The organism is Prevotella sp. P5-50 (assembly GCF_002251295.1).
In the GTDB taxonomy this organism is placed as follows: Bacteria; Bacteroidota; Bacteroidia; order Bacteroidales; family Bacteroidaceae; genus Prevotella.
The window spans coordinates 180,973-206,936 of record NZ_NPJA01000033.1; the positions used below are offsets into that span (position 1 = coordinate 180,973).

At 45.6% G+C, this 25,964-nt stretch carries 27 protein-coding genes and 1 pseudogene; 16 read left to right on the forward strand and 12 right to left on the reverse strand.

Annotation, left to right across the window (positions count from 1 at the left end; translation table 11 throughout):
- Positions 1–3: 3 nt before the first annotated feature.
- The 5 genes from CIK88_RS07895 to CIK88_RS07915 all read left to right on the forward strand — a co-directional run bounded on the left by CIK88_RS07895 (position 4) and on the right by CIK88_RS07915 (position 5,869).
- Positions 4–708: a Crp/Fnr family transcriptional regulator gene (locus CIK88_RS07895; protein WP_094435679.1), complete on the forward strand. Its 705-nt coding sequence runs from the start codon at positions 4–6 to the stop codon at positions 706–708.
- Positions 709–1,173: 465 nt separating this feature from the next.
- Positions 1,174–3,234 carry a M3 family metallopeptidase gene (locus tag CIK88_RS07900; protein WP_094435681.1) on the forward strand — a complete coding sequence of 687 codons (2,061 nt, stop codon included), beginning with the start codon at positions 1,174–1,176 and terminating at the stop codon, positions 3,232–3,234.
- Entirely contained in the window at positions 3,203–3,634 is a 432-nt protein-coding gene (locus CIK88_RS07905) for a dCMP deaminase family protein (protein WP_094390628.1), read from the forward strand. Before CIK88_RS07900 ends, CIK88_RS07905 begins: the two co-directional genes overlap by 32 nt.
- 1 nt (position 3,635) lies before the next feature.
- A complete protein-coding gene (locus CIK88_RS07910) occupies positions 3,636–5,336 on the forward strand; it encodes a S41 family peptidase (protein ID WP_094390629.1) in 1,701 nt (566 codons plus the stop codon).
- A gap of 5 nt (positions 5,337–5,341) precedes the next feature.
- Positions 5,342–5,869, forward strand: a complete 528-nt coding sequence (locus CIK88_RS07915; protein ID WP_094435683.1) for a 5-formyltetrahydrofolate cyclo-ligase — start codon at positions 5,342–5,344, stop codon at positions 5,867–5,869.
- Here the strand turns inward: CIK88_RS07915 and CIK88_RS07920 are convergent, their stop codons facing one another.
- Both CIK88_RS07920 and CIK88_RS07925 read right to left on the reverse strand, forming a co-directional pair.
- Complete coding sequence (locus CIK88_RS07920; protein WP_094390631.1) at positions 5,870–6,160, reverse strand: DciA family protein; 291 nt, start codon at positions 6,158–6,160, stop codon at positions 5,870–5,872.
- Entirely contained in the window at positions 6,153–7,268 is a 1,116-nt protein-coding gene (locus CIK88_RS07925; RefSeq protein ID WP_094435685.1) for a DNA replication/repair protein RecF, read from the reverse strand. Before CIK88_RS07925 ends, CIK88_RS07920 begins: the two co-directional genes overlap by 8 nt.
- 149 nt (positions 7,269–7,417) lie before the next feature.
- On the opposite strand from CIK88_RS07925, the gene CIK88_RS07930 reads away from it, so the two are divergent.
- From CIK88_RS07930 to CIK88_RS07955, 6 genes are all read left to right on the forward strand, one after another.
- The gene (locus tag CIK88_RS07930) at positions 7,418–8,074 is read left to right on the forward strand and encodes a tol-pal system YbgF family protein (protein WP_094390633.1); all 657 of its coding nucleotides are present in this window, start codon (positions 7,418–7,420) and stop codon (positions 8,072–8,074) included.
- A 6-nt stretch (positions 8,075–8,080) separates the two neighbouring features.
- A complete protein-coding gene (ribH, locus tag CIK88_RS07935; RefSeq protein ID WP_094390634.1) occupies positions 8,081–8,557 on the forward strand; it encodes a 6,7-dimethyl-8-ribityllumazine synthase in 477 nt (158 codons plus the stop codon).
- 76 nt (positions 8,558–8,633) lie between these two features.
- Positions 8,634–9,383 carry an exodeoxyribonuclease III gene (locus CIK88_RS07940; RefSeq protein WP_094390635.1) on the forward strand — a complete coding sequence of 250 codons (750 nt, stop codon included), beginning with the start codon at positions 8,634–8,636 and terminating at the stop codon, positions 9,381–9,383.
- A gap of 7 nt (positions 9,384–9,390) precedes the next feature.
- Entirely contained in the window at positions 9,391–11,457 is a 2,067-nt protein-coding gene (locus CIK88_RS07945) for a protein-disulfide reductase DsbD (RefSeq protein WP_094435687.1), read from the forward strand.
- A gap of 116 nt (positions 11,458–11,573) precedes the next feature.
- Entirely contained in the window at positions 11,574–12,215 is a 642-nt protein-coding gene (locus CIK88_RS07950; protein ID WP_094435689.1) for an outer membrane beta-barrel protein, read from the forward strand.
- A 70-nt stretch (positions 12,216–12,285) separates the two neighbouring features.
- Positions 12,286–13,410: an Mrp/NBP35 family ATP-binding protein gene (locus CIK88_RS07955; RefSeq protein WP_094390638.1), complete on the forward strand. Its 1,125-nt coding sequence runs from the start codon at positions 12,286–12,288 to the stop codon at positions 13,408–13,410.
- Positions 13,411–13,586: 176 nt separating this feature from the next.
- Here CIK88_RS07955 and CIK88_RS07960 read toward each other — a convergent pair.
- The 7 genes and pseudogenes from CIK88_RS07960 to CIK88_RS07990 all read right to left on the reverse strand — a co-directional run.
- A pseudogene (locus CIK88_RS07960) lies at positions 13,587–13,736 on the reverse strand (transposase); the annotation flags it as partial.
- A gap of 160 nt (positions 13,737–13,896) precedes the next feature.
- Positions 13,897–14,115, reverse strand: coding sequence for a hypothetical protein (locus CIK88_RS12605; RefSeq protein ID WP_254046873.1), 219 nt, complete (start codon positions 14,113–14,115; stop codon positions 13,897–13,899).
- 199 nt (positions 14,116–14,314) lie between these two features.
- A complete protein-coding gene (locus CIK88_RS07970; RefSeq protein WP_371327159.1) occupies positions 14,315–15,556 on the reverse strand; it encodes an ABC transporter permease in 1,242 nt (413 codons plus the stop codon).
- Between the two features lie 9 nt (positions 15,557–15,565).
- On the reverse strand, positions 15,566–16,735 hold the full coding sequence (locus tag CIK88_RS07975) for an ABC transporter permease (RefSeq protein ID WP_094435693.1): 1,170 nt from the start codon (positions 16,733–16,735) through the stop codon (positions 15,566–15,568).
- A 30-nt stretch (positions 16,736–16,765) separates the two neighbouring features.
- Entirely contained in the window at positions 16,766–17,752 is a 987-nt protein-coding gene (locus tag CIK88_RS07980) for an HlyD family secretion protein (RefSeq protein ID WP_094390640.1), read from the reverse strand.
- Between the two features lie 47 nt (positions 17,753–17,799).
- Positions 17,800–19,302 carry a TolC family protein gene (locus tag CIK88_RS07985; RefSeq protein WP_094390641.1) on the reverse strand — a complete coding sequence of 501 codons (1,503 nt, stop codon included), beginning with the start codon at positions 19,300–19,302 and terminating at the stop codon, positions 17,800–17,802.
- 27 nt (positions 19,303–19,329) lie between these two features.
- Entirely contained in the window at positions 19,330–20,232 is a 903-nt protein-coding gene (locus tag CIK88_RS07990) for a hypothetical protein (protein WP_094435695.1), read from the reverse strand.
- Positions 20,233–20,567: 335 nt separating this feature from the next.
- On the opposite strand from CIK88_RS07990, the gene CIK88_RS07995 reads away from it, so the two are divergent.
- The 5 genes from CIK88_RS07995 to CIK88_RS08015 all read left to right on the forward strand — a co-directional run bounded on the left by CIK88_RS07995 (position 20,568) and on the right by CIK88_RS08015 (position 23,350).
- Positions 20,568–21,344 (forward strand): MotA/TolQ/ExbB proton channel family protein, encoded by a 777-nt coding sequence (locus tag CIK88_RS07995; protein WP_094435804.1) that lies wholly within the window; start codon positions 20,568–20,570, stop codon positions 21,342–21,344.
- On the forward strand, positions 21,337–21,720 hold the full coding sequence (locus tag CIK88_RS08000; RefSeq protein WP_094435697.1) for a hypothetical protein: 384 nt from the start codon (positions 21,337–21,339) through the stop codon (positions 21,718–21,720). The genes CIK88_RS07995 and CIK88_RS08000 overlap by 8 nt, the downstream gene beginning before the upstream one ends.
- Positions 21,721–21,730: 10 nt before the next feature.
- A complete protein-coding gene (locus CIK88_RS08005) occupies positions 21,731–22,300 on the forward strand; it encodes a biopolymer transporter ExbD (RefSeq protein WP_094435699.1) in 570 nt (189 codons plus the stop codon).
- Positions 22,297–22,776, forward strand: a complete 480-nt coding sequence (locus CIK88_RS08010; protein ID WP_094390645.1) for a biopolymer transporter ExbD — start codon at positions 22,297–22,299, stop codon at positions 22,774–22,776. The genes CIK88_RS08005 and CIK88_RS08010 overlap by 4 nt, the downstream gene beginning before the upstream one ends.
- Before the next feature lie 94 nt (positions 22,777–22,870).
- Positions 22,871–23,350 carry an Lrp/AsnC family transcriptional regulator gene (locus CIK88_RS08015; RefSeq protein WP_094390646.1) on the forward strand — a complete coding sequence of 160 codons (480 nt, stop codon included), beginning with the start codon at positions 22,871–22,873 and terminating at the stop codon, positions 23,348–23,350.
- Positions 23,351–23,416: 66 nt separating this feature from the next.
- On the opposite strand, the gene CIK88_RS08020 is transcribed toward CIK88_RS08015, so the two are convergent.
- The 3 genes from CIK88_RS08020 to CIK88_RS08030 are packed head-to-tail and all read right to left on the reverse strand — an operon-like array spanning position 23,417 to position 25,870.
- Positions 23,417–23,899, reverse strand: a complete 483-nt coding sequence (locus CIK88_RS08020; protein WP_094435701.1) for a dihydrofolate reductase — start codon at positions 23,897–23,899, stop codon at positions 23,417–23,419.
- The gene (locus CIK88_RS08025) at positions 23,896–24,690 is read right to left on the reverse strand and encodes a thymidylate synthase (RefSeq protein ID WP_094390648.1); all 795 of its coding nucleotides are present in this window, start codon (positions 24,688–24,690) and stop codon (positions 23,896–23,898) included. Before CIK88_RS08025 ends, CIK88_RS08020 begins: the two co-directional genes overlap by 4 nt.
- Entirely contained in the window at positions 24,665–25,870 is a 1,206-nt protein-coding gene (locus CIK88_RS08030) for a hypothetical protein (RefSeq protein ID WP_094435703.1), read from the reverse strand. The genes CIK88_RS08025 and CIK88_RS08030 overlap by 26 nt, the downstream gene beginning before the upstream one ends.
- Positions 25,871–25,964 lie beyond the last annotated feature (94 nt).

Genomic DNA, 25,964 nt, shown 5'->3' on the forward strand with positions numbered 1-25,964 from the left:
AACATGCCCGCCATACACCTCTACGATAAACTGTTACAATTTCCCCTGTTCCAAGGCATGAGCCATTCGGAACTCATGGAGGTTGTGGCACACACACGTATCGGATTCCATAAATATCCCGCAGAGAAAACACTATGGACTGCTGGAAGCCGATGCGAACAATTGGTGTTTCTCATCAACGGGCAATTGCAGTCAGAACACTTTTCCGGTCCACGCCCCTGTCGGGTTATCGAACAACTATCTGCCCCCTATGTGCTTGAACCCGAACGACTCTATGGTGTGGAACAACACTACCAACACACCTACTCCACGCTGACCGACACCAATATCCTTACCATCGACAAAGCAGAAGTGCGTCTGCTGATGGAAACACAACTGGTGTTCCGCCTCAACTATGTCAATCTGCTTGCCACCACCTGCCAGAGGTACGACAACCGAACACGTCAATCGGCGCCAAAAGATCTTCGCGAACGACTCATTCGCTATTTCTTCTCACAATGTCAATACCCCGCAGGCCCCAAAACGTTCCATATCCTCATGCGACAGTTGGCAGAAATGATTGACGCCAGAGTGCGCGACATCTCACAAACGCTCAACCAAATGCAAACGGAAAACCTACTCTCCCTTCATCGAGGGCGCATCGTCATTCCCTTGATAGAAAGACTTCTGATGTGGAACACGACCGCTACAGAAGGGAATGACCTTTGAAACAAAAATACATCATCATAACGACAGTTTACAACAGAAGGTTGGTAAGAAGCCTAACGGCATCATGATAACATAAAAACGTTTTATCAAGGAAATGTCTCCCAACAAGCTCCCATAATCAAGCAAAATATTGGGACTTACATGGGACTCACATGGGACTCACATGGGAAATACTATATAGGCAGAAAGCTGATTATAAACAGAAAGCATCCCGAACACATCCCGAACACATCCCGAAGGAAAAATACTGTATTTGATATTGGAAAAACGCCAATAGATTTCTACATGGATAAGTCTTGTGAAGGGCATTTTGAAGCGTATGATACTCCCGCTTATCAACCACAAAAAATTGTCAAGACAGCCAGACACGATAATTTGTAGTATATTTTAATTTCAATTAACGCGTTTTCTTTCGTTGTATGCTACATATTTCGTATCTTTGCACCTTGATAAATTAACGTTAGTATGAGTGAACATCAGAATCCATTTTTAGTACCCTACAATACTCCACACGACACTGTGCCCTTCGATAAAATCAGACTTGAAGACTACGAAGAGGCATTCATGGAAGGAATACGCCGTGACAACGAGCAGATTGACAAAATCATCAATAATCCAGAGAAGCCCACTTTCGACAACACCATCGTCACCAGCGATGAAGACAAAGAGGGCTACTACGACCTGTTGGGACGTGTCTCTGCTGTATTTTTCAATCTGATGTCGGCTGAAACCAACGACGAGATGGATGCGTTGGCACAAAAGTTGCAACCTATTCTGACACAACACTCCAACGACGTGCGACTCAACCCACGCCTCTTTGAGCGCATCCGTCAAGTGCATCTGCACCACAGACGTCTCACCGATGAGGAGCAGCGTTTGCTTGACGACTGTTATGACGGGTTTGTACGGAGTGGTGCACTACTCGACGAACAAGGCAAGGAACGTCTGCGCAAACTCACAGAAGAGGCTTCTATGCTCTCTTTGCAGTTTTCACAAAACCTGCTGAAAGAGAATAAAGCCTTCACACTCCATATCACCGATGAGCAACAGCTCGACGGACTACCCGATACCGCACGGGAGGCTGCCGCACAAACGGCCAAGGAAATGGGAAAAGAGGGATGGGTATTTACCCTCGACTTTCCATCCTACTCACCGTTCATGACCTATTCCACACAACGCGACCTGCGCAAACAGATGTATATGGAGCGTAATACCGTGTGCACCCACAACAACAGCGAAAACAATATAGACATTTGCAAACGCCTTGTTAACCTGCGTCGCGAAATAGCCCAACTGCTGGGATTCAAAACCTATGCAGACTATGTATTGAAACACCGCATGGCATCCAACGTGAGAAACGTATATCGACTGCTTGACGACTTGATTGATGCTTACCGCCCGACAGCCATCAAAGAGCGCGACGAACTCATCAAAATGGCACATAAGGATGTAGAAAAAATGATGCCATGGGATTCCGGATTCTATTCACATAAGTTGCAGATGAAGCGCTACAACCTCGACGCCGAGATGTTGCGCCCCTATTTTGAACTCTCAAAAGTGATAGAAGGTGTATTCGGACTCGCTAATAAACTCTACGGCATCACTTTCCGCGAAAACAAAGACATTCCCGTCTATCATCCAGACGTAAAAGCCTACGAGGTGTTTGATAACGACGGAAGCTATCTCGCCGTATTCTATGCAGATTTCCATCCCCGCAAAGGCAAGCAGGGTGGCGCATGGATGACCGAATACCAAGGACAATGGATCACACGAAAGGGCGAGAACGTACGTCCACATGTCAGTGTGGTGATGAACCTCACCAAGCCCACAGATGAGAAACCTGCCTTGCTCACCCTGGGCGAGGTAGAAACCTTCCTCCACGAATTTGGGCACTCGCTCCACGGCATGTTTGCCAACACTCGCTTCGAAAGCCTGTCTGGTACCAATGTGTGGTGGGACTTTGTAGAACTGCCTTCACAGTTCATGGAGAATTATGCAGTAGAGAAAGACTTCCTCAGCACCTTCGCATTCCACTACAAGACCGGCGAACCAATGCCCGACGAACTCATCCGACGCATCAAGAAAAGCCGGAACTTCATGGCAGCATCGGGATGTCTGCGACAAGTATCGTTCGGATTGCTCGACATGGCATACTACACACAGCGCAAGCCCTTTGACGACGATATTCTGTCGTTCGAGAAAAAAGCATGGAAGAAAGCCATTATCGGCACCCAACTGCCAGACACCTGCATGACAGTACAGTTCTCACACATCATGGCAGGAGGTTACGCCGCCGGATACTATAGTTATAAATGGGCAGAAGTACTCGATGCAGACGCCTTCGCCGTATTCAAAAAGCATGGCATTTTCGATAAGCAGACCGCACAAAGCTTCCGAGATAATATTCTGTCAAAAGGTGGAACAGAACACCCCATGACACTCTATAAACGCTTCCGTAAGGGAGAACCCACCATCGACGCATTACTGAAAAGAAATGGAATCAAACGAGAAACAAAGAAAGCTTGACCTCCGCTATCTGAGGATGGCAGGCATCTGGGCCGAGAACTCCTACTGCCAACGCAGGCAGGTAGGCGCACTCGTGGTGAAAGAAGGTATGATCATCAGCGACGGCTATAATGGAACGCCAAGCGGATTTGAGAATGTCTGCGAAGATGACAACAACGTCACCAAGCCTTATGTGCTCCATGCCGAAGCCAATGCCATTACCAAACTGGCACGGTCGTCAAACAATTCCGACGGTGCCACCATCTATATCACAGCCTCACCATGTATCGAGTGTGCTAAACTCATCATCCAGGCAGGCATACGCCGCGTGGTCTATGGTGAAAAATACCGCCTGACAGACGGTATAGACCTATTGGAACGCGCCGGAATAGAAACAACATACCTCAATCCCAACGAATAAGATGAAAGAGAAAAAGACTAACCGATTCCTACCGCTTCTCATGGCGCTCAGCGTCATTGTCGGTATTCTCATAGGCACATTCTATGCCAACCACTTCTCAGGCAACCGTCTGAGCATCATCAACTCCAGCAGCAACAAGCTCAACAACCTGTTGCGAATCATCGACGCACAATATGTAGATTCCGTTGACGTCAACGATTTGGTGGAGAAAGCCTTGCCTCAGATTCTGGCAGAACTCGACCCCCACTCCATCTATATCTCAGCAAAAGACATGCAGATAACCAACGATGACCTAAAAGGCTCATTCTCTGGTATCGGTGTAGAGTTCACCATCCGACAGGACACCCTGCATGTTCAACAAGTCATTGGCAACGGACCGGCAGAAAGAGCTGGCGTCATTGCAGGCGACAAGATTGTGATGGTAGATGGCAAACCCTTCACAGGGAAAACCCTGACCAACGAAGAAGCCATGCACAGACTGAAAGGCCCAAAAGATACGAAAGTAAAACTCGGTATCCTGCGCTATGGCGAAAAGAAGATACGCAACATCGTTGTCACACGAGGAGAGATTCCTACCAAGAGCGTGACTGCCACCTATATGCTCAACGATAAGACAGGCTACATACGTATCAAGAACTTCGGCGAGAACACCTATGCAGAACTGCTCATCGCACTGGCACAGCTCTCCCAACAGGGATTTGAGAACCTGACCATTGACCTGCGTGGAAATACTGGCGGCTATCTGGAATCTGCCGTACAGATTGCCAACGAATTTATGCCCAAGGGCCGACTCATCACCTATATGGAAGGACGCAAATCACCACGCAAGGAGTTCAGAAGCGATGGCCGCGGTAGTTATCAGCACATTCCACTCGTAATACTCATCGACGAAGGATCGGCCTCTGCCAGCGAGATTCTTGCCGGTGCCATACAAGATAATGACCGTGGTACAATCATAGGCAGACGCTCATTCGGTAAGGGACTGGTACAACAACCTATCCCATTCTCAGACGGTTCCATGGTCCGACTTACCATTGCTCGCTATTACACCCCGTCAGGTCGTTGCATCCAGAAGCCATACGTGGCAGGCGACAATAGCGACTACGAAGATGACATGCTGGCAAGATACAAACACGGTGAGTTCTTCTCACAAGACAGCATCAAACATTCAGGACGTGCCTATACTACACGCATCGGTCGAGTGGTTTACGGTGGTGGTGGAATCACGCCCGACATCTTTATTGCAGAAGATACTACCGCATACACCTCTTATTATAAGGCAGCATCCATGACAGGACTCATCCTGCAGTTTGCCTATAACTACACAGACAACAACCGCCAAAAGCTCAACGAGTTTACCACATCAGAAGAATTGGCAAAATATCTCGTCAAGCAGAATACCGTAGAACAGTTTGCTGCCTTTGCAGACAAGAGCGGACTGAAACGTCGCAACCTGATGATTAAACGCTCTCACAAACTTCTGGAACGCTATATCAATAGCCGCATCATCTATAACATGATGAACGAAGAAGCATGGCTGAAATATCTCAATGCAGACGACCCTGCCATCATCGAGACGCTACGGGTGTTCCATGCCAACAAGGCTTTCCCCAAAGCTCCCGCAAAGGCTGCCAAGAAGAAGACAGCAGTACTGCTGGGTAGAGGATATGGCTTAGCACGAGGAAAACGTCTATTGGCATAGTACTTATGATGACCAAACACGACATACGGAAAATGCTTCGTCGCGGTGGACAACATGGTTCACCCGACGAAGCATTTGCTTTACAGCAAGCATTAGACGGTAATAAACTCCTCCGCAATGCGCAAATTGTAATGGCCTATTGTGCGCTCCCCGACGAAGTGCCCTTAGAACCACTCTTCCAGAAATGGATTGACGAAGGAAAAAGTATCCTATTGCCTCGTGTAGTCAGCGACACTACAATGCAGATACACCACTACACAGCCCCCAATCAACTGGAAGTCGGGGCATTCGGCATTATGGAACCAACTGGTGAAATTTTCACGGACTATGCTAAAATTGACGTCGTAATAGTACCAGGAATGGCATTCGACAAACAAGGGCATCGGTTAGGACGCGGTAAAGGCTACTACGACCGATTCCTTTCACTTTGTCCACAAACTTATAAAATAGGAATCTGCTATCCACATCGACTTCTTGACCAAGTGCCAGTGGATGCCCACGACATCCTGATGGATGCAATTATGACAATATAGTCAACTAAAACGAATATCAATTATCACACGCTCGCCTACTGCATCATTCAATCGTTGCACCAACACCTGCCGTTGCATCGACAAATCTGCACGCAAGGCAGGATTTGACAAACGAACAAACAACGTCTGGTTGTATATATATGTTTCAGTAGTATAACGCGCAATAACAGGTCCTGCCACCGTAGGCCAAGCCTCTACCAAGCGTTTCTGAAGGATGGGAGTCTCTAATCCTTGTTTGTGCAACACCTTCAGCAATACATCATGCAAAGTTTCTGTCTGTCTTCTAAACATGGGCTGTCAATAGTTTGATATTACCATTATCCACTTCAAACATACGGTAGTCACTTGCTGTTGATCCAACGATGGCATCCAAATGTGTGCGGTTTGTATCTGTTACAAATATCTGACCGAAAGCATCCCCAGACACCAATCGCACAATCTGTTCCACACGTCCTGCATCTAATTTATCAAAGATATCATCAAGCAAGAGTAAGGGTGTTGTATGAGATGCTGTACGCTTGAGCAGTTCAAACTGAGCCAGCTTTAGGGCAATGACATACGTTTTGTGTTGCCCTTGCGACCCCTCACGTTTCATGGGTCTGCCTCCAAGCGTAAAGATCAAATCATCACGATGCACACCATGCAAAGAATAGCCCACGGCAAGATCTTTTGCACGATCACGAGAGATGACATCCAACAAGGGACCACGCTGTCCATGTGAGAGATATTCCAATCCAACATTTTCACAACCTGAGGAAATCTGTGTATAAAACTGTTGAAACAGCGGTTGTATCTCTGTCACAAAAGCCGACCTTCGGCGATAAATCTCTTCTCCTGCTTCAGCCATCTGTTCCTCCCAGATTTGCAATAACGTCGCATCCGGCCCTGGATTTTCCTGTTTCAACAATATGTTACGTTGCTGTAATGCATTATTGTAGTTTGTCAATAGTGTCATATACTGCCGGTCATACTGCGAAATAACAAGATCCATCAACTTACGTCGTTCCTCCCCTCCTCCATCAATCAACAAGGTATCGGAAGGCGAAACGACAACAATGGGAATCAATCCAATATGTTCAGAGAGTCTCTTATATTCCTTTTTATTGCGTTTGAAATGTTTCTTCACACCACGTTTCAAACCGCAGTAAATATGTTCTTCGTTTTCATGTTCATCATCATACGTACCCTCAACAACACAAAAAGGTTCGTCGTGACAGATGACCTGCGAGTCAATAGGGTTATTAAGTGAACGGCAAAAAGAAAGATAATATACCGCATCGAGCACATTCGTCTTACCAGCGCCATTGTGTCCGATGAAGCAATTCATCTTCGGAGAGAGATCAATAGAAGTCTCCCGAATGTTCTTATAATTGATGATGGAAAGTTTTCTGAGTATCATTTATGGTGCAAAGTTACACCTTTTATCAGTCAAAAACGAAAAAAGTCTATAAGAAATTTCAGTATCTGCAATAAAATGAGTAATTTTGCCACGCAAAACTTGGCTCTATGGAGTTATACAGAAACGCAAATAAAAAACTAACAACAATAATGGCAAACAAAAACCAAACAGTTGCTGTCGAGACCGAGCAGCAGTTAAACAAGACAGAGGCATTCTTTGATAAGTACAAGAAAGCCATCATCATCGGTGTAGTAGCAGTTGTCGTTCTCATCGTAGGCGGCATCCTCATCAACAACTATTATCTTGCTCCACGTGAAGACGCTGCCAGCACAGAATTGGCAAAGAGTCAGGAGCTCTTCAACAACGAACAATTCGAACAGGCTCTGACTGGTTTCAAAAAAGTAGCCAGCGACTATTCTTCGACAAAGGCAGGTAATTTGGCTCAGCTGTACATCGGTCTCTGCCAAGCTAACCTCGGTAAATGGCAGGAAGCTGCCGATGCCCTCGAAAATTTCAGCACCAAGGGTGACCAAATGATCAGTCCCGCTGCTGAAGGCGCTCTAGGCAATGCTTATGCAAACCTCAAGCAGTATGACAAGGCCGTTGACCACTTGAAGAAGGCTGCCAAGATGGCTGACAACAACTCACTCTCTCCCACCTTCCTCATTCAGGCCGGTGAGATTCTGGAGAGCCAGGGCAAGAAAGACGAGGCTTTGAAACTCTACCAAGAGATCAAGAAGAAGTATTTCCAGTCAATGCAGTACCAGAACATCGACGCTTATATCGAACGTGCTTCTGCTAAATAAATAAAGATGGCAACAGCACTTCATAACCTGAGCGACTACGATTTTGATGCAGTCCCTGACGCATCGAACATGATATTCGGCATTGTTGTAGCCGAGTGGAATCCAGAAATAACAGGAGCACTGTTGCAGGGATGTGTTAGCACACTGGAGAAACACGGAGCATTGCCCGAAAACATCCATGTAAAAACCGTTCCCGGTTCGTTCGAACTCATCTACGGTGCACACCAGATGACTCTCAACGACGGCTATGATGCCATCATCATCCTCGGTAGTGTAATACGTGGTGAGACACCACATTTTGATTATATCTGCCAAGGTGTGACCCAAGGCATTGCACGCCTTAACGCCACCAACAACATTCCCGTCATTTACGGACTGCTCACCACCAATGACCTACAGCAGGCCAAGGATCGAGCAGGCGGACGATTGGGCAACAAAGGTGACGAATGTGCAGTAGTAGCCATCAAGATGGCAAAATTCTAACCGATAGACTCACCTATCAAATAACTACATGGCGGACTTCTCACAACGAGAAGTCCGTCTTGTTTACAAAATGCTTATGAAACTTATTTCATGGAATGTCAATGGTCTGAGGGCTTGCGAGGGCAAGGGCTTCAGCGATGTTTTCAAACAGTTGGATGCAGATTTCTTCTGTTTACAAGAGACAAAAATGCAAGCAGGCCAACTCGATTTGCAGTATGACGGATACCAGTCATACTGGAACTATGCCGACAAGAAGGGATATTCTGGTACTGCCATCTTCACTCGCCATCAACCCATTGTCGTAAGTTATGGTATCGGCATTGATGAACACGATCATGAAGGACGTGTTATCACCTTGGAGATGGACCGCTATTTTGTAGTGACATGCTACACTCCAAATTCACAAGACGGACTCCGCCGATTGGACTACCGCATGAGATGGGAGGATGACTTTCGGCAGTATCTATTAGAACTGGATAGTCGGAAGCCCGTCATCCTCTGCGGTGACCTTAATGTGGCACACGAAGAGATTGACCTCAAAAATCCCAAGACTAACCGTCGCAATGCTGGTTTTACCGATGAGGAACGCGAGAAGATGACAACGCTCCTTGAATCAGGCTTTACAGATACATTCCGTACACTACATCCCGACGATTCCACCTATTCATGGTGGTCGTATCGTTTCCAAGCTCGCCAAAAGAACGCAGGATGGCGTATTGATTATTTCCTTGTCAGCAAACGACTGATGGAAGATGTGAAAGGCGCTGCCATCCACACCGAAATCTATGGTTCAGACCATTGTCCAGTAGAACTTACTTTGAAATGACATAACTATGAAAAGACTTTTCCTTATTATTATAGGTATGATCTGCCTTGTGTCTGCACAAGCCCAACTGGCCGATCCTGTACACGTTTACACACAATTGAAAGAAACCGGCAACCAAGAAGCCGATATCATCTTTACCCTCAAGATTGACAACGGATGGCATGTGTATTCCACTAATCTCGGCAATGGAGGTCCTATCTCCGCTACTTTCAATACTGTAAAAATTCAGGGAGCCACACTTGTAGGAAAACTTAAGGCCAAGGGTAAGGAACTTAGCAAGTTTGATCACCTCTTTGACCAACAGGTTCGCTATTTCGAACATACCGCCACCTTTGTGCAGAAGATTCGCTTCACCCAAGCCAACTACAGCATCGACTGTTATCTTGAATACGGAGCATGCAACGATGAAATGTGTATGCCGCCGTCAAGTGCAAACTTCAAGACAAGTGGTAAAGCCACAATCGTTGACAACGCGAATAAAGAAGAACAGACACAAAAGTCCATTGACAATGCCAGTACGCTGAGCGATCAAAGCACAGCTAAGGACGACAGTATAGCCATTGACAGTACTGCTAATACATCCGCAGCAACAGACACTGCAGCAGTAGCAGGCAATGCCCTTTGGACTCCTATCACCCAAGAATTACAATCGTTCGACAATACCACTCCCGATGATTCACTGCTATACATCTTCCTGGCAGGACTGCTTGGAGGGTTCCTCGCACTACTTACACCTTGTGTATGGCCCATCATCCCAATGACAGTGTCCTTCTTCCTCAAACGCAATAAAGAACGTACGAAAGCCATCCGCGAAGCATTGACTTATGCACTGAGCATCATCATCATCTATGTAGCATTGGGACTGCTCGTCACCGCCCTCTTCGGTGCTAATGCCCTCAATGCCTTAAGCACCAATGCATGGTTCAATATCTTCTTCGCCCTATTGCTCATCGTCTTTGCAGCATCTTTCTTTGGCGCTTTCGAATTGACCTTGCCCTCGTCATGGTCCACCAAGATTGACGAAAAAGCCGACCAACTTTCCATGCGCAAATCATTCTTCACAGCGCATCTCTCCATCTTCCTGATGGCATTCACCCTGGTACTGGTATCATTTTCTTGCACTGGTCCTATCATAGGTTTCCTATTGGTAGCTGTTTCTACCCAAGGCAATATACTTGGTCCCACGCTCGGTATGTTGGGATTTAGCATCGGACTCGCCATTCCCTTTGGTGTGTTCGCCCTATTCCCCTCATTGCTTAAATCAGTACCTAAGTCAGGCGGATGGATGACCACCATTAAGGTTGTATTGGGATTCATCGAATTGGCATTTGCTATGAAGTTTCTCAGTGTAGCCGATCTGGCATACGGTTGGCGCTTGCTCGACCGTGAGGTATTCCTATCAATATGGATTGCCCTCTTCGCTCTGCTTGGTGCTTATCTTATGGGATGGCTCCATTTTTCCGGTCATGGCCCTGCCGACAAGTCAGAAGGAACTCCCATCCCACAATTCTTCCTTGGTCTGATCAGTTTTGCCTTCACCATCTATATGATACCTGGATTGTGGGGAGCTCCACTGAAAGCCATTAGCGCCTTTGCGCCACCCATGTTCACACAAGACTTCAATATGCAATCAGGCAAAACCGTTGAAGCTGTTTATAAGGACTACGAACAAGGAATGGAAGCAGCACGGGCACAAGGTAAGCCTGTCATTATCGACTTCACAGGTTTCGGTTGTGTCAACTGCCGTAAGATGGAAGCGGCAGTATGGAGCGATGCCAATGTAGCAAAACGATTAACAGACGACTACATTCTCATCTCGCTGTATGTTGACGACAAGACACCATTGGCACGACCCATTGAAGTGAACGACGGCAAACGCATGCGTACATTACGTACTGTAGGCGACAAATGGAGTTTCCTACAAGCAAGCAAGTTCGGTGCCAATACCCAGCCGTTCTATGTTTTGCTGACCCCCGACGGTCATGCACTTGCTCCAAGTCGCTCCTATAACGAAGATGTGAAACAATACACCGATTGGCTCGACAACGGATTGTCACGCTTTCGTGCGGAATAATTGTCCTCTTTAGGATATATTAGGAAAATACCTAAGCTTTTTAGGACTTTCCCCCTCCGTAATCCAATAAATATATGTATCTTTGCATCACATAACAGACAAAAACAACAACGACTATGAGAAAATTTATCCTAATATTGTTGGCTACCGTCATGGCTATGCCGACATTTGCACAGTACCAATCCAATCGCAGCCGCAGCCGCTATAACCACAACGACACCGAGAGTTACTACGGTATTCGTTTGGGACTGAACTCAGCCAGCACGAGTTGTGACGATGCACCCTTTGACCTTGACGCTCGCACCGGTTTAAACATTGGTGCCGTCTATGGTTTGCAGCTCGCCAACAATACTCCAATATGGCTCGAAGCCGGCGCTTACTATGCAGAAAAGGGTGGTAAGAGTCTGTCAGATGGAATCAAAAAAACCTATCGTCTGCGTTATATAGAAATTCCCTGTGTAGTAAAATACAACATCAATGCTGACGATGACTTCTTCCTCCAACCTTTCTTAGGTGGTTATATCGCACTCGGTGTGGGCGGAAAGATAAAAAACTATGCAGACCGCACAACATCAAGTGCATTCGACAGCGACCGTTTCCAACGTTTCGATGGTGGTCTCCGCTTAGGTTGCGGTGCCGAATACAACATGATCTATGCTGAAATCGGTTTCGATTTGGGTATTGCCAATGTGCGCCACGATGATTTTGAGGCAGCTCACACCCGTAGCCTCTTTGTCAACTTTGGAGTAAACTTCTAATTTTCACGGTGATGACATACCGATATAGCAGTGTTACCATCAGCTTTTTTATATATTACAAACAATTAAAATGACACTATATCCCCAAATGATTATGGATGCACTGCAGACTGTGACGTATGCAGGCACCAAGAAAAACCTTATTGAAAGCGGTATGGTGGCCGATCAACCTGCCGTTGCCGCACCGTCTGCAGACAATGAACCCTGGCGCGTTCATGTAGTGCTTGAATTTCCACGTGACACCGACCCATTTCTTAAATCAACTGTCAAGGCAGCCGAGGCAGCCATTAAATACCATTGTGGCAAAGACGTTGTGGTAGAGATTACCACCGAATTCAAATCAAAGCCACGTCCTGAGGTTGGCAAACTATTACCACAAGTTAAGAATGTGGTAGCAGTAAGTAGCGGTAAAGGCGGTGTGGGTAAAAGTACTGTTTCAGCAAACCTCGCTATCGCCTTGGCACGTCTGGGATATAAGGTAGGTCTGCTCGATGCAGATATTTTCGGACCTTCTATGCCAAAGATGTTTAATGTAGAGGATGCACGTCCATATGCAGTAAATGTGGATGGTCGCGACCTCATTGAACCTATTGAAGCCTACGGTGTAAAACTTCTGTCTATCGGATTCTTTGTTTCACCCGAAACAGCCACATTGTGGCGTGGTGGCATGGCAAGCAATGCCCTGAAGCAACTTATTGCCGATGCCGATTGGGGAGAGCTCGACTATCTCATTCTCGATACGCCACCGGGTACAAGCGATATCCATCTTACTCTATTGCAGACACTCGCTATCACTGGTGCTGTAATCGTTTCGACCCCCCAGCAGGTAGCTTTAGCAGATGCTCGTAAGGGAATCGACATGTATCGCAACGAGAAAGTCAATGTCCCCATTCTTGGTCTGGTAGAGAACATGGCATGGTTTACTCCTGCAGAATTGCCCACTAACCGATATTATATTTTCGGTAAAGAAGGTTGCAAACAGTTGGCAGAAGAGATGCAGGTTCCGCTCTTGGCACAGATACCCCTTGTACAAGGCATCTGCGACAGTGGCGACCAAGGCACTCCGGCAGCTCTCAATAGTGACAGCGCAACAGGCATTGCATTCATCAATCTAGCACAGGCTGTTGTAACTGTAGTGAACCGCCGCAACAAGGAACTACCCAAAACCGAAATCGTTGGTGTCAAAAAATCATAATCTACACGCTTATACCGACGTAATCTATCATTAGATACAGCTAAATCTATAACAATCTCCCCATCATACCCCACATTAACGTGGAAGATGATGGGGATTTTGCATAATAATTATAAAAATATGTATGATTTACTTGTTTTCAATCTTCTTTTGGGTCACCAGTAAAAGTGTGTGGATTAGGCATAGATCTTCATTAGTCTGAAGAGAAAGAACTTACGGTCAATAATACCTCTGAGTTGTGCTCTGAAATGCTTGATCTTTGTATTGAGGGATTCTGCTGATGCATTGGTAGAGCGATTGACAAAATAGTTAAGGATATCATCCTCAAACGAACGGGCCGTTATAGGGTGCGTCTCCAAACGCTTCTTTTAAAAAATCCGCCAACTCGGTTGAGCAGCGGGTGGACTCCTGAATGAGATTGCATTCGGTCATCACGTTGTGACCATCTGCATCAAGCCATCTGAGACGGAGCACGTGAAGCAGTACTTACTGACCTCTAATCGGAATGTCGTGAAACACACTTTCGCGTGTAAATCCATTGGGGCGCAGGTCTTCTCCGTCGTCAGCTTTCTGCTCGTTCTCATCGAGATAAAGGTGAATCACCTGTGTGTCACCTTTCTGCTCGACACGTTCAGTCTTCAAGTCAAACCAGTCAAGCATGCGGGCTGGCAACAGGCATTCCGCTATGAGTCTATCCTGTTCCATTTGTTCTAACGTTTACTCTATAAACGCACACCTGCTTGCTTTTATTGTGCTATGCTATCCACACGCTTTTGCAAGTGACCCATAATATATGGAAAAACTGCATCCGTTGATCAACGGATGCAGTATTTGGTAGATCATATATGCAGGACATTTGATTCGTAAATCTGCTACCACACTATGATTATCCTTTTATCTCAAATCAGCTATTTTCCATTTTTCTCTTCCTCATATCTTGTAGTCTGTCAAAGATATGGCGACGCATCAAGAGTATCTGATAGCGATAGACAAGGCATGCCAACACAAAATATACCAGTACTTGCAGCCACAGCACACGGTATTCGGTCAATACATCGCTGAGGGTAGCCCCCATTGAGTTCATGCGAACATAGGCACGGATACCAAAGGTAGAGGGGAATATCCATGAAATACCCTGCAAAAAGCCAGGAATATTAGACTGAGGCCACGAAACTCCACTGAGGAACAGAAGGGGAACACTGGCAAATACCACCAAGAGCATAACATTCTCACGATAACGCACTATGCATGATATGGTGATGCCAAAGAAAATACAAGCTAAAATATAGGGTATCAGCATGGCAAGAAGGTCTTGCCAATGGGCCAGACATGGGAAATCAAATATTCTCGGCACTACAACGGTGAGGTATGTGCCCATAATGGCATAAATCATGAAATAAGCCAATCCTTTGCCCATAACAATACGGAAAATGCCATGATAGTGTTTCTGTATAGGTACTAAGTCTTCAAAACGGTTTGTTTCGCGTGCAGAACCGGCAGACAAGCCAATACCCAATGCCAATGTCTGCTGTAGTATGAGGATCAGCACTGCTGGTAATATAAAGGATCCGTAACCTCCCGATGGATTATAAATCGGTTGGGCATCATAGTCAAGCGGTTGGGTCAGTATTTCTTCTTCCCGTTGGGTATATTTACCCGACAATCTGACTTGAATTTCACCATTCATCTGTTGGGTCACACTGATAGCTGTCATATATGCAGCCTTATAGGTCAACATTGTACTCATATCGCAGAATACAGCCACGGCTGTCTGTTCCATGCGATTCAAACGCGACTGGAAATCTGCAGGTATATGATAGATGGCACGTGCAACTTGTCGCCCCACAAGATTCTTGGCCTCATCCATATTTGAGGCATAGCACACCACCTTTACATCCGGTGTAGCATTGCAGGAACGTATAAATTGACGGCTGGCAGAAGAATGTGAATCATCTACAACTACAACAGGCACTTCACGTACTACCTCATTGTTATAGATCCAAGAATAGAGCAGCGGATAGCCTAAGGGCACAAGGATAAAGAAAATGAGCACACCCTCGTCTTTAAAGGTCTGGCGCATCTCATCCTTCCATATGAGACAAGCGTCGTATATACCACTGATTATGGTTTTGAATAGTTTTTTCATCATAGCACGTCAGGGAATATAGACATAGTTCAACATGGCATTGCGAATCTTTGGTGCCACCAATATGGGCAACAAGGCGAAAGCAACGAGAACTGCAATATGCGACCATGCATCTGCCAACGGATAGTCGTTGAAGATACATGTCTGATAAATCATAAAATAATGGCGCAATGGAAAGAGCCATGCCAGCGACTGCAAAGCACCATCCATAGCCATGGCAGGAAATGCAGATCCTACCATTGAGAAACTTAGCACTGCCCACAGCGAACAGGTACTCATCGACATACGCAGAGATGGCATAAGGCCGAACATAAAGATACCGAAACCTAAAGAAGAAAATACTTGCAACAGTGTGAGCATGATAATGCGCAGTGTTCCACCCGGATGTGGGAAACCAAGTATGCCATAGACATAGTAGGCATAAGTCATGGTGAGTATCAGAAATACAAGGGCATGTGGTGTGAATTTACCAATAAGAGCCACCCATGCCTTATTGTCAGCCATCTCCATCCATTGTTTGGAGCGTCCAAACTTGAGTTCCGTGCCAATAGAATATGGAGTGATAAGAAACATGAAGAGCATCATCAATCCTGGCACAAGCATAGTGGAGAGATAGACATTATAGTCTGTTGTCGGATTGTTGAGCGGATGCAAATCGACCTTTATGGGTTGCAGAAAGGTTTGTGCTTGTTCGTCAGTAAATCCCTTGGCAAGCAGTGTGGCCTGACCGACAGCAGCCGATGCCAATGTGGAAATAGTTTTGAGATCACTGAACAACAGCGAGCCTGCCACCAAAGAAGTCTGCGTATAATAGAACGACATCTTCGGCTGTCGGCTTGCCATCAGATCATCTGTTGTGCCTTCGGGTATATAAAGAAAGGCATAGATTTGATTTTCCTGTATTGCTTTTCGTGCCTCAGCCACACTGGGATAACGCGCCACAACATGTGATGTCTGGAAGGCATCGAGCCGACGAATAATGCTACGCGTAGTAGAAGAATTATCGAGATCTACCACTCCAACAGGCATTTTGAGCGGTTTCCCCTCATACAGCATTGCTGTGAAAAAAAACATCACCAGCAGAGGAAATACCACCATACAGAGCCAATAGATGTGGTTGTGGCAGATAATGCCACACTCACGCACCGCAATTCCGTATATTTGTCGAAGCTGTTTCAAAATATCATTTAAAAAGTATGTTATTTTCCGTTAGTCCTGAATGACAAGCGACATGCCCGGACGTAATCCTTCAAGTGGCTGTGTGGGACGTGCCTTTACCTCAAAGGTTTTCAAGTCATACTGACCGTTGGCTTTAGTTGCCTTCCATACAGCATAGGACCCCTGGTCTTTCATATAATAAACCTTCATAGGAATAGTTTTGTTGAAAGCTGGTACATAGGCATTGAAGGTCTTGCCAACAGCAAGTCCACCCAACTGGTCCTCACGCACGTTGAAGGTGCCCCATAGATCGCTCATAATAGAAATGGTCATGATGGGGGATCCTGTGCCAACGAGTTCGCCGACTTTTGGATAAATATTGCTGACCTCACCCTCCATTTGGGCAATCTGAACAGTTTCATTAATATAAGAGGTAACTTCCTGAACAGCACCCTTGGCTCTGCCAACAAGTGCTTGTGCTGCCTGTTTTTCTTCACGACGTGCACCATTTCGAGCCATATTATACTGACTCTCTGCAGCTTTAGCCTGAGCCTCCATGGCTTTATAGTTGGCAAATGCTTCATCGCGCTTTTGGGCGCTCATCACACCTTCATCAAAAAGGCGTTGCACACGTTGATATGACTTCTGTGCAATATCAAGTCCTGCCTTGGCCTGTTGCCATACTTGGTAGGCACCTTGTATCTGTTCCTGTCGCGCCCCGTTACGTGCCATTTCCTCTTGGGCGGCAGCAGCATTCTCTGCACTCTGGGCCTGTTCCATCTTGGCACGTACTTCTGGGGCATCTAAAATAGCGAGTGTATCACCCACTTTGACATAATCCCCCTCTTTGACACGAATTTCAAGAATACGTCCAGGAACCTTGCTTGACACTCGGTATTCACTAACTTCCACCTGTCCTTGGATATTTTCCTTTTCATGGCTGAAAGCGAAGAAGCCGATAATTCCCACAACCACCACAACTGTAGTGAATCCCAGGATGGCTAATAGTACGTTGTTATGTTGTGATTTTGCTGACATAATATCTTTCTCCTATTTTCTATCTTTATTGTATCGTTTATTCTCTCTTAATTTTCCAATGTACCAAGTGCTTTCTGCATATTGGTTTGACTGAGGCGCACATCAATCTCTGCATCAATCTTCTGAGACTGCGCCTGAAGCCAAGCAGTCTGTGCCTCCATCACTGTAGTGGATTGGATGACACCTTCACGAAATCCGAGATTTGCAGTACGAAGGTTTTCCTCCGCCTTGCGCGTACTTGCCATAGCCAGTTGAAGTTTCTTGCTTGCCTCATTGAGTCGGAATGAACTTTGGCTAACCTGCAGTTCGATTTTCTCTTTCACTTCTTCGAGTTCGAGCGAGGCAATAGCAGATGCGCCCTTAGCAGCACGCACCTTATAGGTCACATCTCCCCAATTCCATACAGGAACTCGTACCAACACACCAACATTCCACACTCCCCCAAATTTGCGTTCGAAACCATTGAAGAGATTAGGGTTGCTAACAGCATATCCACCAACTATAGCCACCTGAGGCAGGTTGCCAGCCTTTAGGAGTTTGACAGATTGTTGTGTCATATCAAGGGTATTGCGCAACATGCGAATTTCCGGACGCTGTTCAAAAGCGACAGCAACATCGGCTTTTGCACAAGAGGTGTTCTGAGCAATATTCTCACTTTCCTCATCAGCGAGTGTAACACTTCCATTCATCGGCAGTCCACACAACTGGGAAAGATACATCTTTGCCAGTGTCAATCCGTCATTGACTTTCGAAAGGGTCATCTCTGCTTCATTGACTTTCACACTAACGCTAAGTCCTTCGGAGCGAGTAGCCACACCTTCTTCTATCATCTTCTGTACATCACCATCAAGCTTTTTGACGAGGTCGAGATAGCTCTGGGCCAATTTCTGCTTATGGCGGAGCGAAACAACCTGCCAGTAGGCTTGATCAATGCTATAGAGTGTGAGTTGTCGTTGAGCATGCGCACTATTGGCAGCCAACTGCTCACCAATATCAGCCATACGGTTCATAGCGGTAATAGCACCACCCATATAAACAGGTTGTGTCACCATGATGGCTCCAGCCCACATGCTCCGAGTATCGGTATGGAAAGCATCTACAATACCAGCGCCCACTTGGTTGAGCGATCCTGCCAAACTTCCTATACCTGCAGTAAGTTGTTGTTGGATTCCCTCAGGAGTGAATCCCAACTGTCCAAGTTGTTGCCATACACCTTGTGGTACAGCCTGCAACAACTCGTTAGCCTTTCCGCCAATTCCTGCTGTCGCATTGGTACCCATATTACCAAGAGTTTTCTTCTGATCATCACTGAGAAGTGATATTTCGCGGCTTGTGTATTCATAACCTGCCAAGGCACTGACACGTGGCAGATATTTCGTACGGGCAGACTTGCGCATATTGGCAGCTATGTCTTGTTTGACATGTGCCACAGCCAACTGTTTATTGTTGCTGAGTGCCAAAGCTCTGCAACTGTCTAAGGTGAGCGTCGTTTGTGCTCCGACAGGCAAAGCCACGCAAGTAGCTAATAGATATCCTGTAATACGTTTCATAAATAATATAAAAAGGTCTATCTTCTATTATTTCTCAAGTTCGATGGTACGTGTACCAATCTCATGTCCATCAGCAATAACCTGCACACGATAAGAACCAGGTGTGAGTGTAGTTTTCGGAGCATATACTTCTATAAGCTTTTCTTCACCAGTATATTCCACATCTTTTCTTGCAGTGCATGCAATCTGCTGTCCTTCAAAGTTGCAGCGTTCACCAGCTCCCAATACATTACCCGCAGGTGTCAGTACTCTGACATAAATAGTACGCATACCATTCTGAGCGGTCACATTGCGTGTCAAGACAAAACGCACCTTCATTTGGGTAGATCCACCAATTTTATGAGGATGTTTAACACGATCCCGAGAACTTGATGAAAATGCTTTCTTATAAAGCATCACAATATCTATATTAGCTGCATTCAGTTGGGCAGCAACGGCAACCTTTTCAGAGAGCGACATATTATCAGAAGCCAATGCCATATTCTGCTGATTAGACTGTGCAAGTTCTCCACGCACGCGATTATTTTCATTCATCAGCTCTGCATTGAGTTGGTTGAGTGAGTCAATCTGTAGCACATAGCTACGCAAAATGCTACGCACCTGCGCGAGTTCCTTTTTCAAGCGTGTAATCTCTGCGGCATCATCAGATTTTGTCTTCTTCAGTTCAGCAAGAAGTTGTTGGGTGCGTTCCTGTTCGCGAGTCAATTGTTCTACGATAGAGTCATTATTGATACGCGTTTTCATTTCATTATATTGGTCGGCGAACTGCTGATATTCGTTTTCCATTTCCTTTTTGTCGAGAGCCGCCAATTCCTGCATATCCTTGTTGGCTTGTTTCTCTTGATTCAAACTGATGGCGAGATATGCCACGCCACCGATAAGCAATAAGATGACGATGACCACCACAGTATTTACAACTTTCTTGTTCATGTTATGCTATTTAAATGATAAAATTCTTCTGTATGACATGCAAAATTAAGGATTTTCTACGAAACGACAAAGGAAAATCGGCCTATCCACAATGCAATCCGTTTATTTTTAATAATATTACGGAAAAAAAGAACAATTTTAGCATTTCTTTGAACTCTGTATCGTCAATCTATTAAATTCAAGTATATAGTCAGAAGAAAAATCGGGATTTCTTTTGTTTTCCGACTAGTTAATTGTAACTTTGTCGCCGAAAAAGAGAAACAAGAAAGATGTATCAACGTAACATAAGACGTAAATGGACGATAGTGCTGGCTGTATTTGCCTTCACTTTCGTCATGCAACAGGCATTTGCCCAGCATACTACCCACAACGATTCTGTTGCCACTACCGTGAGCGACACCATCGATAACGATTCTGCAATGGCTGTCATCGATGCCGACTTAAACGCTATGGACCCTACCGCTCAAGGAGGTGGTGGTCTCCACAAGATGCTAAAACAGAAATTTATTGAGGGCTCAGCAGGTTTCATGTCTCTCGTAGCATTAGCGCTCATTGCAGGACTGGCTTTCTGCATCGAGCGCATACTCTACCTCACCCTATCAGAAATCAATGCGAAAAAGCTATTGAAAGACATTGACGAGCGGTTAACAGCCAATGATATAGAAGGTGCCAAGACTCTCTGTCGCGAGACACGTGGTCCTGTGGCAAGCATCTGCTATCAAGGATTACTCCATCAGAAAGAACCACTCGACCAGATAGACCGTCAGCTCACCAATTACGGTTCTGTACAGATTAGCAATATGGAAAAGGGGTGTTCGTGGATTAAGTTCTTTATCGCCGCCGCACCGTCTTTGGGATTTCTCGGAACCGTAATAGGCATGGTAATAGCATTCGACCGCATCCAAACGGCAGGCGACATCAGTCCAACCATTGTTGCAGAAGGCATGAAAGTGGCACTTATCACCACCATCTTCGGTATTATAGTAGCACTCATTCTGCAATTCTTCTACAACTATATACTCTCCAAGATAGAACATCTCACTTCGCAGATGGAGGAAAGTGCCATCAGCTTGATAGATGCTTTATCTAAATACAAGCAGCAGCATGACTAATATTGGTGATTACCTACTGGCAGAAGTCATATTGTGGTTCATTTATGCCACAATAATCATCGTGGCAATAGTCATGGTATTGTCAGTAGTGCGCTCGTTGCGCAACCGCACAGATAGCATTGCTGAAAGCAACCGAATACCCAGACGAAAAATTGCTTATGGAGTTGCTATCACCACCCTGCTCTTTCTGACCATTGCCTGTCTTGCTGGATCTTCTACTCCCATAATCATCAACGGCATTAGCTACACAGACCGTTTTTGGCTAAAGACCACCGATGGTCTCATCACAGTATCCTTGATCATGATGGTTGTGGCAGCATGTTTCGTTGCCTATGGTCTGTCTGGCATAAACCGTCGTATCCATCAGAAAAAATAATTTGCCGTCTATGTTCATCCGTCGTCATCACCATGAAGTTCCACTACTGAACACCACGTCCACCGCCGATATTTCTTTTATGTTGCTGGTGTTCTTTCTCATGACATCATCGATGAACAGCGACAAAGGTCTCTCGCGCCAACTGCCACCAACTAAGTCAGAGCAATCAGCCACCACCGACATCAATCGCAGTAATGTACTCCAAATTCATCTTGATGCAAACGATGCACTGTGGATTGACGGACAAACAGTAGCTGACGAACAACTGCAACACGAAGTAGAATCCTTTTTGGCAAGCAGACAGAGCCAACGTTTCATGATAGAGGTAACCACAGATCGTCGCACATCATACGATGCCTATTTCAACATGCAGAACACCATTGTGGCAGCATTCCATACCTTACGTGAAACAATGGCACAAAAGCAATTCGGCATACATTTCACTCAGTGCAACGACCAACAGCGTAATATCATCACCCAGCGTTATCCCCTGCGCATCAGTGAAGCAGTAACCGATAATATCACGATACCTACTTCACCAAAAGCAACGTCAGCAACAGAGAAAGGAGGTCGCCCATGAGTCGTTTCCGCCGTCATAAACGCGAGATGCCAGGTCTCAACCTTGCATCCATGCCCGATTTGGTTTTCACCGTATTGTTCTTTTTCATGATAGTCACCCACATGCGTGAGGACAATATCAGAGTTCGCTTCACTGTGCCTCAAGGCACCGAACTGGAAAAAACTGAGCATCGAGGCAGTGTCATCCACGTATATATCGGCCATCCCACCGATAGTCAAGGAAACAGCAACAATAATGAGACCCGCATACAGGTTAATAGCAAGAGTGTAACCATAGATCAACTGCCGAAAGCCATTGCCACAGAGCGCGACCACATGTCGTCAGAGGACCGCCAACACATGGTGGTCAGTATTCTTGCAGATAGCCAAACCGACATGGGACTTATCAGCGATGTTAAGCAAGCATTGCGCCAAGCTGGTGCACTCAGAATCAACTATGCAGCCACAAATCGCACCGACGAAACAGGCAATGAGTAATAATCTAAAGGAAAAACGCACAAAAATACTATAAATTATTGCAACTGTCGCTATTTTTTCATAACTTTGCATACAAATAGTAAAAAGTAGAAAAATGGCAATACAAAAACTCGACAATTTGGATAAACAGATATTGCGAATGATCGCAGAAGACGCACGTGTACCATTCCTTGAAGTGGCCCGAGCCTGTGATGTGAGTGGCGCTGCCATTCACCAGCGCATTCAGAAGCTCACCAGCATGGGGGTACTCAAAGGTTCACAGTTTATCATCAATCCAGAAAAGATAGGATATGAAACTTGCGCCTATATCGGACTCAACCTGAGAAATCCTGAGAAATTTGACGATGTAATGGTCGAACTTCAGAAGATTCCAGAAGTAACAGAATGTCACTACACCACGGGTAATTTTGATATGTTCATCAAGATTTACGCCAAGAACAACCATCATCTGCTCAACATCATCCATGACAAACTGCAGCCGTTGGGATTGGCCTCATCAGAAACTCTGATTTCTTTCAACACAGTCTTTGACAGACAACTTCCTGTAGTTGATTTCACCGAGGAGCAAGATTAAAAACAAATCATTCCGATAGTAGCCGATACATTCGGTCTATCGGAACGATATATCAATAAACTCGGATTACGACCGAACATAATCCACAAAAGCGTACGCAAAGGCATGTTTATCATCCTTTGCGTGCGCTTCTTTCTTTTCTACTTTCCAATCACTATAGTCAGGAAAGAAGGCATCGGCTTGTTGTGGCGTGTCATCAATCTCTGTCAGACACAACCGGTCAGCTTTGTCAAGTGCCTGCTCATAAACACTTGCACCACCAAGAATATAAACCTGTTCATCTGGTTGACAACTGGCCAGTGCCTCATCAAGCGTTGCATAAACATCACAACCAGGAATCTCCTTAACCGTACGACTCAACACAACATTGCGGCGATTAGGCAGTGCCCCTTTCGGCAAACTAAGGAATGTGTTACGTCCCATGATAATGGTATGTCCTGTTGTCAATGCCTTAAAACGTTTCAAGTCATTGGGCAACCAATAGAGCAATTTGTTTTCAAGACCTATGGCCCGATTACGCGCCACAGCAGCTATAATATGCAATGTCATACGCTAACCTCCGCTTTAATATGTGGATATGGATCGTAGCCTTCCAGTTGAAAATCCTCATACTGGAAATCGAATATACTCTTCACATCAGGGTTTATCTTCATCACAGGCAATGGGCGCGGTGTACGTGTCAGTTGCAAACGCGCCTGATCCAAATGATTAAGATATAGATGTGTATCACCTGTGGTATGGATGAAATCACCAGGTTTGAGTCCTGTCACCTGTGCCATCATCTGCAACAGCAGGGCATACGATGCGATATTGAAAGGTACACCGAGGAAAGTATCTGCCGAACGCTGATATAATTGAAGTGACAAACGACCATCTGCCACATAAAATTGGAATATCGTATGACAAGGAGGCAATGCCATCTCATTAACTTCCGCCACATTCCATGCCGATACTATCATTCTACGAGAATCCGGATTGTGTTTGAGTTGATCTACCACTTGACTGATTTGGTCAATCACTCCACCATTATAATCGGGCCATGAGCGCCACTGATGTCCATAAACAGGTCCGAGTTCACCGTTTTCGTCAGCCCACTCGTTCCAAATGCGCACACCATTATCTTGTAGATATTTCACATTGGTATCCCCTTTAAGAAACCAAAGCAGTTCGTAGATGATACTCTTCAGATGTAGTTTTTTTGTTGTCAGCAGTGGGAATCCATCCTCCAGATTATAGCGCGATTGTGTTCCAAAGATGCTGATAGTACCCGTTCCTGTGCGGTCTCCTTTTTGGGTTCCTTCGCGCAGTATGCGGTCAAGTATGTCTAAGTATTGTTTCATATTCTTTAGGTATGTAGGTTGTTCTTATTTTCCATTCTTTAGGATATAGATTGTTGGCACGATTACCTATATTTTTGGCGAGTCCGAGCAGATGTCCCTCAAAGCAGATACCAACCATACCGCGTGGTACATCTGCACCGAGGGTAATGGCCTCGTGGCGCAGATAAGCCATAGCCTGTTGATAGTTCACCTCCACCTTTACCATATCAGGTTGTGCTTTGGGGCAATAGATGATATTGAGATTCTGTTGCGACTTGCGCAAAGACTTCAACGAGTGTCCTTGTTGCCATGCCCCGCCCTTACGCAACACACAAAGGAACAGTCCTTCGCCTTTGCTGATTCCGGGAATGAAGCGATATACAGGCTGTGAGAATCCATCAAGTAGCGAACCGGTGATATTCCATGCAGCATCCACCTTTACGGGTAGCACCTCAGCTCCCAGTTCATCCATCATCCATTGTATATTCTCCTCATCTTCATGAGTATTAAATGTACAGGTACTATATATAAACAGTCCACCATCTGCCAGACAACACCAAGCATCTGCAACTATTTCACGTTGCAAACGGGCACACTTCTCAACATTCTGCATACTCCATTCGCGTATGGTGGCCTCATCCTTACGAAACATGCCTTCGCCAGAACAGGGCACATCACACAATACCACATCTGCTATCATCTTCGCCCGACGGTAGTCGCGTGGAAAATTGTTGGTCACGAAATGGTCAGCATATCCCCATTTCTCCACATTCTCAGCTAAGATATTGGCGCGATTGCGCATCGGTTCATTGGAAAACATCACACTGCCTGCAGCCAATGCAGTACGTGCCAACAACGACTTTCCACCAGGAGCAGCACAGAAATCTATCATCACTACGGGTGCGTCAGGCACCCATTGCTGCATGACAGTATCGAGAAACATCGATCCTGCCTCCTGCACATAGTAGCACCCTGCATGCAGCAAAGGATCGTAAGTAAAGTTGGGGCGTTGTGGCAAATAATAGGCATTGCGACACCACGGCACCCGTTCACCATCTGCGGTAAGTTCTTTTGCCTTTTCCGGATTCAGTCTGATACTCACAGGAGCATCCGTTTCAAAAGCCTTAAGATAGCAATCGAAGCGTTCTTCGCCCATCGTACGACGGGCCATATCGGTAAAATCTATGGGTAACTGTGTCATTTGCTTGCAAAATTAAAAAAAATATTGCACCTTTGCAACTTATTGCGTAGCTATCACGTCAAACAATCGAAAATAAAACAAAAACAATAGAAAA